Here is a 13,765-nt window from a genome sequence, read left to right as displayed (position 1 = left end):
GCTTTTCCGACATTTCTTGCTTTGAATAAACGCTCAATTTCAGAAATTATTATTGTATTTTTGAACGCTTTAGAAAAAATGTTGTTTTTATTAAATACTAACGTCAAATTAAAGACGTTATTTTAGTGCATGAAAGGAAAAATTTTACTTTTATTTTTATTGACTATATCGGCTGTTTTTGGTCAAAAGAAAAACTTCTCGATAAACTGGAATGGCAAAAAAGTGTTGGATTTTGGCCAATATAAGCATGTATTACCGTCATTCGATGATAAGCACTACAATTTTGATTTTGCGCAAGGGCTGACCTTTGTCGATCAGTGGGAAGCTACAAATACCGTTGATGAATCCTCTGTTTCGGTATCCAACATTGCCTATCGCCCGATATCCCAGCAGGATTTATTCGAGTTGGATATCAAAACCATTCCCAGTCGGATAAAATTCAGTTTAAAAAATTCGAAAGCAAGGAACAAAAGCTACGTGTTTTTTGAAATAACACCTATTGTAAAAGATGCAAATGGTACCTTCAAAAAGGTTGTATCTTTTCAAATCAACTATAAAAATTCAAACCGTCAAAATAAGAGAGCGAATTTTAAGCGATTTACTAGTTCAAAAGTTGTTTCAAATTCCGTGTTGCGCACCGGGGAGTGGTATAAGTTTTATGTTGACACTACTGGGGTTGTTCAATTAAGCAAAGGGTTTTTACAGGCGCTTGGGGTAAACGTAAATAATGTGGATCCCAGAACTATTAAGATCTTTGGAAATGGAGGAGCGATGATCCCTTATTCCAATAGTGTGCCCTATCCGTTTGATGTCATGGAGAATGCCGTTAAGTTTGTTGGTGAAGCAGATGGTGTTTTTAACAATGAAGATTACATTTTGTTCTATGCCCAAGGCCCAAAAGGCTATAACGAGGAAAGCAACACCAATATCAATGCCTACATGGACAAAACCTATTATTATGTAAATGTAAGCTCGGGGCAAGGGAAGCGTATCCAATCTGGTGTGCAGCCTACAGGTGCTGTAGACCTTACCATTGATACCTTCCAGGATTACAAGTTTCACGAAAAGGATATACATAACTTAGGGACTGTTGGACGGAGATGGTTTGGCGAACGGTTTAATATTGATAGCGAGCAAACCTTTAGGTTTAATTTTCCCGATTTAGTCGTATCCGAGCCTATTGCACTAAAGGTGTATGCAGCAGCGGTTTCGACATCCAATACATCCATGACTATTGATTTGAATGACAATGAGTTAAGTACGATTCCATTTGGTTCTACTAGCAAAACTGTTGTGGGGTCCGGGTCGTTTTTATCCACGGAAAGAGATGTTTCCGATGGCCGCATTGATGTTACCCTTACCTATAATAACCAGGGAAATCCAAGCGCTGTAGGCTATTTGGACTATATTTCCATAGAAGCGACAAGGGAGTTGAGGTTTAATAATAAACAGTTTCAATTTAGAAATAAAGATGTTGCCGGGAGTTCGGGTGTAGGAGAATATGTTATCTCAGGTGCTGGAAGCCTAGAGGAGGTTTGGGATATTACGGATATTTATAATGTTTCAAGTTATGAAAATACCGAAGCTTCTTCTGATTTTAGTTTCAGGGTGGCTATGGGTGAAGAACGGCTATATGTTGCAGTTTCAGCATCGGACTATTTTCCACCGAAGGCAGATGGTAACAGAAGTGTAGCCAACCAGGACATTAAAGGCACAATTTTGCAAAATGCGCAAGGTCAGTTTCAGGATTTGGATTATCTCATTGTGGCACCAAATAATATGTTGCAGCAGGCCGAACGCCTTGCCCAAATCAATAGGAATCAATACGGATTGACTGCGAAAGCCGTCGGCCTAAATGAAATTTATGCGGAATTTAGTACTGGAAATCAAGATATCGGTGCCATCCGTAATCTGGTGAAATATATTTATGACAATGCAAGTACACCTGAAAAGCGGATAAAGTATTTATGCCTTTTTGGGGATGCCTCTTACGATTACAAGGATAGGATTCCCAACAACACCAATATAGTACCTTCTTGGCACTCGTATAATAGTTTCAGTTTGACGAGTGCGTTTGTTTCGGATGATTTTTACGGTTCGATGGATGATAACGAAGGCACCATGAGCATTAGCGATAAATTGGATGTTGCTGTGGGTCGCATTCTGGCAGATACTCCACAAAGGGCGCGTGAATTGGTGGACAAAATAGAGTCCTACTACATCAAGGAAGCTTTTGGAAGTTGGCGGAACAGTTATTTGGTGGTGTCAGACGATGTAGACCACGATTGGGAAGGTATTTTACAGGAAACAACCGATGATGTTGGAGAAAGGGTAACGCAGAACAAGCCTTTTATTAATGTAGTAAAAATCCATATGGACGCATTTCAGCAGGAGTCTTCTGCCGGGGGGAATAGTTATCCTGAAGTTACGGAGGAGTTTGCGAATGCAATCGATAATGGAGCTTTAGTTGTTAATTATTTTGGGCATGGAGGTGAAGAAGGCCTTGCCAATGAACGTGTGCTTCAAAAAACTAATATCCAGGAGCTTAGGAATTTCTGTAAACTGAATTGTTTTGTTACCGTAACTTGTGAATTTACCAAGTTTGACAATCCTTTTCGGGAAACGGCAGGGGAGTTTACCTATTGGAACAAGCAGGCCGGCGCCATTAGTTTGATTACTACTACGCGTCAGGTATTTGTGAATTTTGGCGTACAGTTCAATGAAGCTCTGGACCAATATTTATTTTCCTTTAGTGATAACGATGACATCCCAGACAATGAGTACCCCACTATGGCCGAAGCATTGAGGTTGACCAAAATAGATCCAGGAATTACATTTTCCAGCCAGAGAAGGTTGGTTTTCTTTATAGGAGACCCCGCCATGAAATTGGCATTTCCAAAGCCCAATGTTAGATTGACGGAAATTAACGATGTGCCCTTGGCGCAAGCTACAGATACCTTAAAGGCATTGAGCCGAGTTAAACTGGCCGGTGAGGTTACCGATGTAAATGGAAATTTATTAAGCGGTTATAACGGCACGGTTTCTACCACCATTTATGATAAGTTTGTGCAGCGGCAAACCTTGGCTAATGATAATACCCGACTTAATGGCCAGTTGGTGAGAATGGATTTTAGGACACTTGGAGAAATTATTTTCAAGGGGCAGGCTACTGTGAGTAATGGTCAATTTGAGCTTGATTTTGTGGTGCCAAAGGATATTAGTATTCCCGTTGGCTTAGGAAAAGTGAGCTTTTACGCAAAAAACGGACAAATATTGGAGGATCATGCAGGGGCTAACCTTTCGGATGTCAGAATTGGTGGTATTAACGAAAATGCTGAGGTTGACAATACCGGTCCCGTCATTAATATTTTTATGAATGATGAAAATTTTGTTTCCGGGGGCATTACCAATGAATCTCCAACTCTATTGGCAAAACTGGAAGATGCCAACGGGATCAATACAGCAAGTGGTGTTGGGCACGATATTGTTGCCATAATTGATGGCGATGAAACCAATCCTGTTATATTAAATGATTATTACGAAACCGAATTGGACAGCTATCAAAAAGGAACCGTAAGCTTTCCATTCAGGGATTTAGAGCCAGGATTGCATACGTTGACCCTTAAGGCATGGGATGTTTACAATAATTCCTCCACGGCCGAAATCCAGTTTGTGGTGTTTGACAAAGATCAGGACTTGGTGATTAACAATGTGTTGAACTACCCAAATCCCTTTGTGAATTATACTGAATTTTGGTTCAACCACAATAGTTCGGAGCCTTTGGACGTTTCTATACAAATATTTACAGTATCCGGTAAATTGGTAAGAACCTTAAACGGACAGACTTCCGGGGGCATTAAAGCGACTAGTTCCCTTTCAAAAGATATAGTTTGGGACGGTCGGGACGATTTTGGTGATAAAATAGGAAAAGGGGTTTACGTATATAAGCTCACAGTAAAATCAAACCTTTTGAATAAAAAAGTAGAGAAAATCGAGAAACTTGTGATACTCTAATAAAAATTTATATTTGCAAAATAAATCTGATATATGAAGAATCCAATTATAGTGCTGATCCTTTCGTTTTTAGCACTGAACTTAACCGCCCAGAATACTACCGTAATTGTTCCCAATGAGAATGATTCCCGAGTGATTACAACCGGTATGCCCTTTACATTAATTGCGCCCGATGCGCGGTCTGCAGGAATGGGGGATATGGGTGTGGCCACTAGCGTTGATGCCTATTCCCAGCAATGGAATTCCGCTAAATATGCATTTTCAGAAAATGACCAAGGGTTTTCTATAAGTTATACGCCATACCTAAGTAAATTAGTAAATGATATAGGTTTGGCCTACATTACCTATTACAACCGTTTGGATGAGCGTAGCGCTATTGGTGCGAGTTTCAAATACTTTGGTTTGGGGGAAATAGAATTTCGAAATAGCGAATTTGAAGAACCTAACATACAAAAGCCCAATGAACTGCAGGCTGACATCTCTTACGCCTTGAAGCTAAGCGATCAATTTGCGATGTCTGTAGCCATGCGTTATTTAAGATCGGATTTAAGGCTTAATGTACAAAACGTCGATGCAAGTGCGGCAAATACCTTTGGGGTAGATATTTCTGGATTTTATCAAACCGAGGAGCAGGCCTATAATGACTTCAATGGTCGTTGGCGTTTAGGTTTTGCAATTCAAAATCTTGGTCCCAAGTTTAAATATGATGATGGAGGAGCTGATAATTTCCAGCCTACTAATTTACGCTTAGGTGGTGGATTCGATTTTATTTTTGATGATTATAATAAGTTATCGATTACTGCTGAAGTTGCGAAACTTTTGGTGCCTACGCCACCAATTCTTGGAACAGAACTCGTGTTTACCGATAATAATAATAATGGAATGTACGATGAGCCGGCCGATCCAGGAGACCCACAACCCGGGGAGGACGTTTTGGTTTCGGAAACTGAAAATGTAATTTATGAAGGAAAATCTCAAGATGTAAATTTCCTATCAGGAATTTTTCAATCTTTTGGGGATGCCCCAGGTGGATTTAGTGAGGAATTACAGGAATTTACATGGGCGTTAGGTGCGGAGTATCTTTATCAGGATTCATTCGCTTTTAGAGCTGGATACTTCAATGAGGCCGAAGAAAAAGGAGCAAGACAATTTATGGCAGTGGGAGCAGGGTTTAAGCTGAATATTCTTAATATTGACTTTTCCTATCTGTTCTCGACGTCAAAGGTTCAAAGCCCTTTGGAGGGAACATTGCGTTTTTCCCTAACGTTTAATTTTGGGGACGGCACGTATTACGAATATTAGGCAAAATGAAATATAATTTAGAAAAGCTATTGTTCCGTTTACGATAGCTTTTTTTATTTTCCAGAGATTCTTAATTTTACTTTTATGAAGGTAGAAAAAATTGAAAGCCTCTTTTATATTTTTGAGAATACCGAAGCACTACCAAAGGATGTCGGCGGTCTTATGAATAAAGCCTTAGAGGCAAGACAAAATGCCTATGCCCCTTATTCAAACTTCAAAGTAGGGGCAGCCTTGCTTTTGGATAGTGGCGAAGTGATTACGGGAAGCAACCAAGAAAACGCTTCCTATCCATCGGGATTATGTGCCGAACGCACTGCCATCTATTATGCTGGTGCTAAATATCCTGGCTCTAAAATCCTGAAAATAGCGATTACCGCAGGGGCTTCCAATGGAAATACTTCAAAACCAATACCGCCTTGCGGAGCATGTAGGCAGGCTATTGCGGAATATGAAATCAAACAGAAAACCCCAATTGAAATTTACTTTATGGGCACCTCTGGAGAAGTAATAAAATCCGATTCCCTTAAAAACTTGCTACCTCTGCTTTTTGATAATTCGCTGTTGTGAAACTGAAGTCATTTTTTAAAATTTATAATAATCGAACCCAAACCAAAAGATTTCCAAAAAATGGGTGTCAAGGCTTGATATTTAACAATTTTTAGACATTACATACCCAACCGTTTTTCCAATAGGAATCAAAGTATTACTTTTGTATTTCGCTTAAATATAATATTAAACTAGCCAATGCAAAAAATCACGAAACAGGTGTACCTAAAATGGTACGAGGATATGTTGTTCTGGAGAAAGTTTGAGGACAAACTTGCTGCAGTCTACATTCAACAAAAAGTAAGAGGATTTCTTCACTTATATAATGGCCAAGAAGCGGTATTGGCAGGAGCCTTGCACGCCATGGATCTGACCAAGGATAAAATGATTACGGCATACCGAAACCACGTACAGCCAATCGGCATGGGCGTTGACCCAAAGCGGGTGATGGCAGAACTTTACGGAAAGGGAACCGGAACATCGCAAGGTTTAGGTGGGTCAATGCATATTTTTTCAAAAGAGTTCCGTTTTTATGGAGGGCACGGTATTGTTGGGGGACAAATTCCTTTAGGGGCTGGTATTGCTTTTGGAGATAAGTACCATGGCAGTGACGCTGTTACTCTTTGTTGCTTTGGAGATGGGGCTGCCAGACAAGGTTCGTTGCACGAAACTTTTAACTTGGCTATGTTGTGGAATCTGCCTGTAGTGTTTGTTTGTGAAAACAATGGTTACGCCATGGGGACTTCGGTTGAGCGAACTGCAAATCACGATGAGATTTGGAAGCTAGGTAGGGGCTACGAAATGCCTTCTGCACCGGTAGATGGTATGAATCCGGTAAAAGTGGCGGAAGCTTTTGATGAAGCCATACAACGTGCCAGAAAAGGTGGAGGGCCAACATTTTTGGAATTAAAGACGTATCGCTACAGAGGGCACTCCATGTCTGATGCGCAGCATTACAGAACGAAAGAGGAGGTTGAGGAATACAAGAAGATTGACCCAATCACACAAGTAAAGAACGTAATTCTCAAAAATAAATATGCCACGGAAGAGGATATCAAAGAAATTGACAAGCGCGTAAAGGCAAGAGTTTCTGAATGTGAAAAATTTGCAGAAGAATCGCCATGGCCAGAAAAGAGCGTGATGTACGATGTGGTTTATGAGCAAGAAGATTATCCATTTATTCAACACAAATTATAAGATATGGCAACAGTAGTAAATATGCCGAGATTGAGTGATACCATGGAGGAGGGAACTGTGGCATCATGGTTAAAGAAAGTAGGGGACAAGATTGAGGAAGGTGATATTTTGGCGGAAATTGAAACCGACAAAGCTACCATGGAATTTGAATCATTCCATGAAGGTACGTTGCTTCATATTGGGGTTCAAGAAGGCGAAACTACAAAGGTGGACGAGCTTTTGGCTATTATTGGTGAAGAAGGTGAGGATATATCAGGATTGTTGAATGGTGGTGGCGGAGATGCACCTGCTCCTGAAGCTAAAGAAGAAGTAAGCGAAACGCCAAGTGCTTCTGAAGATGCTACAGAAAGTGAAGCCCCAGCCTCGCAAGAATTACCGGAAGGGGTAATCATTGTTACCATGCCGCGTTTAAGTGATACCATGGAAGAGGGTACAGTGGCTACTTGGTTAAAAAAAGTGGGTGATACCGTTGAGGAGGGCGATATTCTGGCAGAAATCGAAACCGATAAAGCAACGATGGAGTTCGAATCCTTCCAATCGGGTACACTTTTGGAAATAGGCTTACAGGAAGGTGAGTCTGCAAAAGTAGATTCTTTATTAGCTATTATTGGTCCTGCCGGAACGGATGTTTCGGGAGTTGCCGTCGGTTTTGCAACCTCGTCAGCGCCAGCGAAAAAGGAAGATGCGCCGAAAGCTGAGGCTAAAGCAGAGTCTCCAAAGGCGGCGCCAACAAAAACAGAAACAAAAACTAAAGCACCTGCTCCCACACCAGTAACCGAAAACGGAAGAGTATATGTTTCTCCTTTGGCTAAAAAACTGGCAGAGGAAAAAGGTATCAATCTAACCAAAGTCCAAGGTTCTGGTGAAAATGGACGTATCATAAAAAGAGATATCGAAAATTATGAGCCAACAGCAGGAGCAGCCGCAGTTGGTAAATTTGTACCGTCAGGAACAGAAGATTTTGATGAGGTACCAAATTCTCAAATGCGTAAAGCTATTGCTAAGTCATTGACTAAATCTAAATTCTCTGCACCACATTATTATTTGGCGGTTGAGTTCGATATGGATAATGCCATTGCGTTTAGGACACAGTTCAACTCTATTCCAGATACTAAAATATCATTTAATGATATCGTGGTAAAGGCATGTGCCTTGGCATTAAAACAGCACCCACAGGTAAATTCGCAATGGTTTGATGATAAAATGAGATTGAACAACCATGTTCATATCGGTGTGGCAGTTGCAGTTACAGATGGACTGGTAGTACCCGTAGTACGTTTTGCAAACGAGCAAAGTTTACCGCAAATTGGTGCGGAGGTTAAAGAACTTGCAGGTAAAGCAAAAAATAAAAAATTGACCCCGGACGAAATGTCGGGAAGTACTTTTACGGTATCCAACTTGGGGATGTTCGGTATCGATTATTTTACATCGATTATCAATCAGCCTAACTCGGCAATTTTATCAGTTGGAGCGATTGTTCAAAAGCCAGTCGTTAAAAATGGAGAAATCGTTGTAGGAAATACAATGAAGTTAACTCTCGCCTGCGACCACAGAACGGTTGATGGCGCTACAGGAGCACAATTCTTGCAAACTTTAAAAGGGTATATTGAAAATCCTGTGACGATGTTGGTGTAAAACTATAATTTGTCATTCTGAACTGTTACACTGAGCGCAGTCGAAGTGTTGTTTCAGAATCTATAATATTAAAAACCTGTTTCATTAGATTGAAACAGGTTTTTTTTGTATTCTTTTTTTGGACTACCCAATCGGGTAGGTAATTGCTCTATTAGGTTTTTGTACTTTTAAGTTTTATTTCTTCTGAACATGTATTTGCCTAAATTTTACAAATATTGCTTGCTTGTTTTGCTTTTCACTGTGAAATTTACTTTCTCCCAAAACGTTGAAATTGAATTAAGAAATAGCATTGAAACAACAAAAGATTCGGCTTTAGTAAAAGCCTATTTAGATTTAGCAAAGTACTATTATCAGACAACTGGAAAGGGAGATTCTCTTGTTTTTTATGCGGAAAAAGCACTCGAGTTATCTAAGGTGTTGAAGGATACCCTTTTAGAAATAGAAGCTTTGAAGTACAAAGGTGTAGGTAATTTGGTGAACCAAGATTTTAATAGAGCTGAGGCCTATTTTAAGAAAGGCCTTGAAAAGGTATCTTATATAAATGATATTCCCAAAAAAGCTGATTTTCATAATAAAATTGGCACTTTGCATCAAAATCAAAACAATTTTTTTATAGCAATACAGCATTTCCTTGAAGCGGCAAAGTTTTCTAATCAAATAAAAGATTATAGAGCGGAAGCAAATGCTTATTACGGTATTTCTTTGGTTTATACCGCTCAACGTGAATACGAGAAACAATTGGATTATATTTCAAAAGCCGTCGATGTTCTTGAAAATAATGATATTAACGATAGTTTATTAGAAACTCTTATTTACAATTACGCTGCAGAGCAGTATATGGAAGCGTCAAAGAATAACAAATATCCCGCTCAAGCAAATTTGGCAAAAAAATATGCCGAAAAAGCATTTCTTATAGCTGATCAAAATGATTTTGATTACACAAAACCAGTTAGTCTTGGTGTTTTAAGTGAGTTTAATTTTCTAAATAAAAATTATAGTAAAGCTGCATACTATTCTAATAAGGTGTTAAAAAAAAGGGATTTGATAACCGAACCTTTAATCTTGAATAGTTATTGTGTTTTGGGAAGGGTGAATAAGGTGCGAAATAATAAAAAAAAAGCATTAGCTTACATTGACTCATTAAATCATTTAAAGATTAAATCAGATGCGTATTATGCAGTAGAAATTTCAAATTTGAAACATGAGATTTATAAGTATTTTAATAACCCAAATTTAGCGTTAAGCGCATTAGAAGAAAAAGAGCAATTTGTTAAGGAGTTAAATGACAAAGAACGCATAAAATCAATCAATGAATTAGAAACTAGGTATGAAACAGAGTTAAAAGACGCAGAGATAAAAAGTTTAAGTCAACAAAAAAGAATAGATGCTTTAGAAATTCAAAACAAACAAGCCCAAATAAAAAAACTTACTGTTTTACTTGTGATTGCATCCTTAGTTATAGTTTCCATTCTTTTAATCGGAAGTATGGTTCGGCTAAAAAGGACACAACGGAAAAATCAAGAGTTGAAACTGGCTATTGAAAAACAGCTTCAATTAGAGAAAGAACTATCAGAAGTAAGGGATGAAATTGCCCAGGATTTTCATGACGACCTTGGAAATAAACTAGCAAGAATTTCATTGTTGTCTAATTTAATAAGTGGTGAAGCTTCCATAAAAAACCCAAAGGTGAAATCTAAAATAAAGCAAATCAATGAAGACGCCAATGGATTATATAGAGGTACGCGCGACTTTATTTTTTCCTTAAAGTCCAATAGTGATTATTTAGAAGAGGTTATAACTTATTTATCCGATTTTGGTAGTGATATTTTTAAAAAGTCCGAAGTGAAGTTTATTGTAGAAAAGCATATTTCTGATAATGTGAAATTACCTCATTATTGGAATAAACAATTAATTTTTATTTTTAAAGAGGCACTCACCAATGCTTTAAAACATTCAAAAAGTAAGACAGTAAAGCTTTCTTTTGATTATAATAATAATGAACTGTCCATAAAATGTGAAGATGAAGGTGTGGGTGTTTTGGAAAGTGATTTTGAATCGTTAAACGGGCTTTCTCACATGAAAACAAGGGCCCAAAAAATTGGTTGCGAACTTTTTATTGATTCCAATATAGGTAAAGGTACTACGGTTAGGTTTATAGGTAATCTTGAGAAAAGTTCTATTTAGATGAAGCATAAAGTTGTAATAATTGAAGATAATATACCTTTAAGCGAAGGGTTTGCAGAGGTGATAAAGGCTACAGATAATTTTGAGATTACAAATTGTTACAGCAACTGTGAAGAAGCCATCGAGCGATTACAATTCGATAACGCTGATATCTTCTTGATGGATATTGAATTGCCTGGAATAAATGGGGTAGAGGGGACAAAGCTCATTAAAAAGAAATTGCCGAAAGCTAATATTATCATGGTTACCGTTTTTGAAAATTCAGATATGGTTTTTGAAGCCTTATGTGCTGGAGCATCGGGGTATTTAACAAAAAGCATAACTCCAGAGGAACTTAAAGACGCCCTTAACGAATGTGTTGCCGGTGGCGCTCCAATGAGTATTAAAATTGCTAAAATGGTGGTAAGTTCTTTTCAGGTAAAACCTAGTAAAATAGAATTATCTCCTAGAGAAAAGGAAGTGCTATCTCTGCTATCTCAAGGAAACACTTACGATAGTATTGCAGAACAGCTATTTATTAGCCGAAATACCATCAAATTTCACCTAAAGAATATCTATATTAAACTTCAGGTAAACTCTAATATTGAAGCGGTTCAAAAAGCAAATAGGGAAAACTTACTATAGTACCTTGAAATACCTCTTTTTTACTTCTACCCCATTGGGTAGTACAGCCCTTTAATCTCCAATTTACTTTTACATCATAAACTTTTAAACCTATTTATGATGAAAAGAACACTACTTTTTATGTCATTATTGGCATATACATTTATTCAAGCGCAAAGTTTAGTTAAGGATATAAACTTAGGTTTTCCGAGTAGCATGCCTTCGTATGCCAAAAATAGAATTGCTTTTGGTGGTAAGCTCATATTTGCAGCCGATAACGGTGCGGACGGAATGGAACTTTGGGAATCTGATGGCACGAGTGCAGGAACTACTCTTTTAAGCGATATAAGAACAGGGGCTTTAGATGGTAGTCCAAATGGATTTCATGAATTTAACTCTCAACTTTATTTTTCAGCTGCTGGTGTACAAAATAAGTTCAATATTTTTTCTACAAATGGTACAACCATTTCCTCTTATCCAGCAATAAGAAGTGGCACGGGTTCAGCATCACCAAGATTATTTACCACTTTCGGGAACCTGTTGGTTTTTAGCGCAAGACCTTCGGCATTTAATCAATCTACACCATTTTATGGTGAGGAAATTCTCGGATTTAATGGGAACGCTTGGACAGGAGGAGGAGATCAAATAATGATAAAGGACATAAACCCTTCAGGAAACAGTTCGTCACCAGATTCATACACGGTTTTTAATAACCTGCTATATTTCGCTGCAACAGATGACGGAACAAATGGAAGGGAATTGTGGGTTACCAATGGAACAAATGCGGGAACAAATATGTTGATTAACATTAATGCCGGTGGTGCTAGTTCTAATCCAACGGACTTAATTGTTCTTAACAGCAATTTATATTTTACTGCAGATGATGGTGTGAACGGTAGGGAACTTTGGGTTTCTGATGGAACATTGGCTGGAACGCAGCGTATGGCAAATGTAAATGCAGTGGCAGCAGATTTGGACAACCCAGAAAACTTAACTGTTTTTAATAATGCCCTTTATTTCACGGCAACCCATCCATCTTTGGGAACAGAAATCTTTAAATTGGGAGGGACAACGTTTACTAACATGAAAAATATAGCTTCAGGAAGTGGTAGCAGTAACCCTTCAAACCTTTATGCCGCTTCAGGGAGATTGTATTTTTCTGCTGATGATAATATAAATGGTATTGAGTTGTGGTCGACCACCGGATTTCCAGCCACCACAAATTTGGTGAAGAACATTAATACATCTCCCTCTTCACCAGACAGTAATCCGTCAGGTTTTGCCGAGTACAATGGAAAAGTATATTTTTCGGCAACCGACGGAACAAACGGTACAGAACTTTGGGTTACCGATGGAACAAATGCTGGAACTACAATGGTAAGCAATATAAACCCTTCAGGAAATAGCAACCCCACAGATTTGATAGTATCTAATAATATACTTTTCTTTTCTGCAGATAATGGTTCGGCTGGTGTTGAATTGTGGAAGTATCAAGATCCGACATTATCGGTAAATGATTTTGAGTTGGAACAACAGATTTCACTTTACCCAAACCCAACTTCTGATAGTTTTTCAATTCAATCAAATTCCAATATTAATACTGTCGAAATCCTAGATATCACAGGAAAGCAAATCAAAACATTTAAAAACAGTTCAAATAGGTTTAGTATTGAAGATTTAGTTTCAGGAGTTTATTTCGCAAGAATTCAAACCGAAAAAGGAAGTATAACAAAAAAACTCATTAAAGAATAAAAAACTACCCGTTATGGGTGGTCTAACATGGTGCCTTTACAATTAACTTTACTCAGTATTGAGATTATGATTGATAAACACATATCAAATAATATTTAATAAAATAACCCCCAAATCTTAAAATTATGAACACAATTAAATTTTTAGCATTAGCATGTGCCATTGTGTTTTTCTTCTCATGTGAAGAAGACGATGGCCCAACCAACAGGGCCCCAGTTGTGGAGGACAGAACAATGAATATGGATGAAAATCCTACCTCCGATTTACTAACTACAATTACTGCAACCGATGCTGATGACGATACCTTAACCTACTCAATAGTATCACAAACCCCTGCAAATAGTGTACTTATTAATTCAACAAACGGAGAAGTTTACATCGCAAATGCAAGTGCTTTTGATTACGAGCAAAACACCTCGATTGTAGTAAATATTGAAGTAACAGATGGTGTTAACATTACACAATCAACACTTACAATTAACATTTTGGATGTTAACGAAAACGGTTAATATGATTTCAAAGCTGAAAAAAT

9 protein-coding genes are annotated in these 13,765 nt (G+C 38.1%); all 9 read left to right on the top strand.

Features of this window, described 5'->3' with window-relative positions:
- The first annotated feature begins 129 nt into the window (after positions 1 to 129).
- The 9 genes from porU (at position 130) to H7U19_RS13810 (ending at position 13,742) form a co-directional block, all read left to right on the top strand.
- The gene (gene porU / locus H7U19_RS13850) at positions 130 to 4,014 is read left to right on the top strand and encodes a type IX secretion system sortase PorU (protein ID WP_186563360.1); all 3,885 of its coding nucleotides are present in this window, start codon (positions 130 to 132) and stop codon (positions 4,012 to 4,014) included.
- Positions 4,015 to 4,047: 33 nt separating this feature from the next.
- On the top strand, positions 4,048 to 5,316 hold the full coding sequence (gene porV, locus H7U19_RS13845) for a type IX secretion system outer membrane channel protein PorV (RefSeq protein ID WP_186563358.1): 1,269 nt from the start codon (positions 4,048 to 4,050) through the stop codon (positions 5,314 to 5,316).
- Positions 5,317 to 5,400: 84 nt separating this feature from the next.
- Positions 5,401 to 5,883: a cytidine deaminase gene (cdd, locus tag H7U19_RS13840; protein ID WP_186563357.1), complete on the top strand. Its 483-nt coding sequence runs from the start codon at positions 5,401 to 5,403 to the stop codon at positions 5,881 to 5,883.
- A 177-nt stretch (positions 5,884 to 6,060) separates the two neighbouring features.
- Positions 6,061 to 7,059, top strand: a complete 999-nt coding sequence (gene pdhA / locus H7U19_RS13835; protein ID WP_186563355.1) for a pyruvate dehydrogenase (acetyl-transferring) E1 component subunit alpha — start codon at positions 6,061 to 6,063, stop codon at positions 7,057 to 7,059.
- A gap of 3 nt (positions 7,060 to 7,062) precedes the next feature.
- A complete protein-coding gene (locus H7U19_RS13830) occupies positions 7,063 to 8,694 on the top strand; it encodes a pyruvate dehydrogenase complex dihydrolipoamide acetyltransferase (protein ID WP_186563353.1) in 1,632 nt (543 codons plus the stop codon).
- A gap of 189 nt (positions 8,695 to 8,883) precedes the next feature.
- Positions 8,884 to 10,878, top strand: a complete 1,995-nt coding sequence (locus tag H7U19_RS13825) for a tetratricopeptide repeat-containing sensor histidine kinase (RefSeq protein WP_186563351.1) — start codon at positions 8,884 to 8,886, stop codon at positions 10,876 to 10,878.
- Positions 10,879 to 11,502: a response regulator gene (locus H7U19_RS13820; RefSeq protein WP_186563349.1), complete on the top strand. Its 624-nt coding sequence runs from the start codon at positions 10,879 to 10,881 to the stop codon at positions 11,500 to 11,502.
- A gap of 96 nt (positions 11,503 to 11,598) precedes the next feature.
- Positions 11,599 to 13,233 (top strand): ELWxxDGT repeat protein, encoded by a 1,635-nt coding sequence (locus H7U19_RS13815; protein WP_186563347.1) that lies wholly within the window; start codon positions 11,599 to 11,601, stop codon positions 13,231 to 13,233.
- Between the two features lie 125 nt (positions 13,234 to 13,358).
- A complete protein-coding gene (locus H7U19_RS13810; protein ID WP_186563345.1) occupies positions 13,359 to 13,742 on the top strand; it encodes a cadherin repeat domain-containing protein in 384 nt (127 codons plus the stop codon).
- Positions 13,743 to 13,765 lie beyond the last annotated feature (23 nt).

Source organism: Hyunsoonleella aquatilis, from assembly GCF_014270105.1.
GTDB classification, from domain to species: domain Bacteria; phylum Bacteroidota; class Bacteroidia; order Flavobacteriales; family Flavobacteriaceae; genus Jejuia; species Jejuia aquatilis.
Note: the sequence above shows the minus strand (reverse complement) of the source record. Positions and strands in the feature narration are given on the sequence as shown.

Bases quoted from the DNA above. Each gene is read 5' to 3' on its own strand.
- porU (WP_186563360.1), top strand. From the start codon at position 130: ATGAAAGGAAAAATTTTACTTTTATTTTTATTGACTATATCGGCTGTT.
- porV (WP_186563358.1), top strand. From the start codon at position 4,048: ATGAAGAATCCAATTATAGTGCTGATCCTTTCGTTTTTAGCACTGAAC.
- cdd (WP_186563357.1), top strand. From the start codon at position 5,401: ATGAAGGTAGAAAAAATTGAAAGCCTCTTTTATATTTTTGAGAATACC.
- pdhA (WP_186563355.1), top strand. From the start codon at position 6,061: ATGCAAAAAATCACGAAACAGGTGTACCTAAAATGGTACGAGGATATG.
- H7U19_RS13830 (WP_186563353.1), top strand. From the start codon at position 7,063: ATGGCAACAGTAGTAAATATGCCGAGATTGAGTGATACCATGGAGGAG.
- H7U19_RS13825 (WP_186563351.1), top strand. From the start codon at position 8,884: ATGTATTTGCCTAAATTTTACAAATATTGCTTGCTTGTTTTGCTTTTC.
- H7U19_RS13820 (WP_186563349.1), top strand. From the start codon at position 10,879: ATGAAGCATAAAGTTGTAATAATTGAAGATAATATACCTTTAAGCGAA.
- H7U19_RS13815 (WP_186563347.1), top strand. From the start codon at position 11,599: ATGATGAAAAGAACACTACTTTTTATGTCATTATTGGCATATACATTT.
- H7U19_RS13810 (WP_186563345.1), top strand. From the start codon at position 13,359: ATGAACACAATTAAATTTTTAGCATTAGCATGTGCCATTGTGTTTTTC.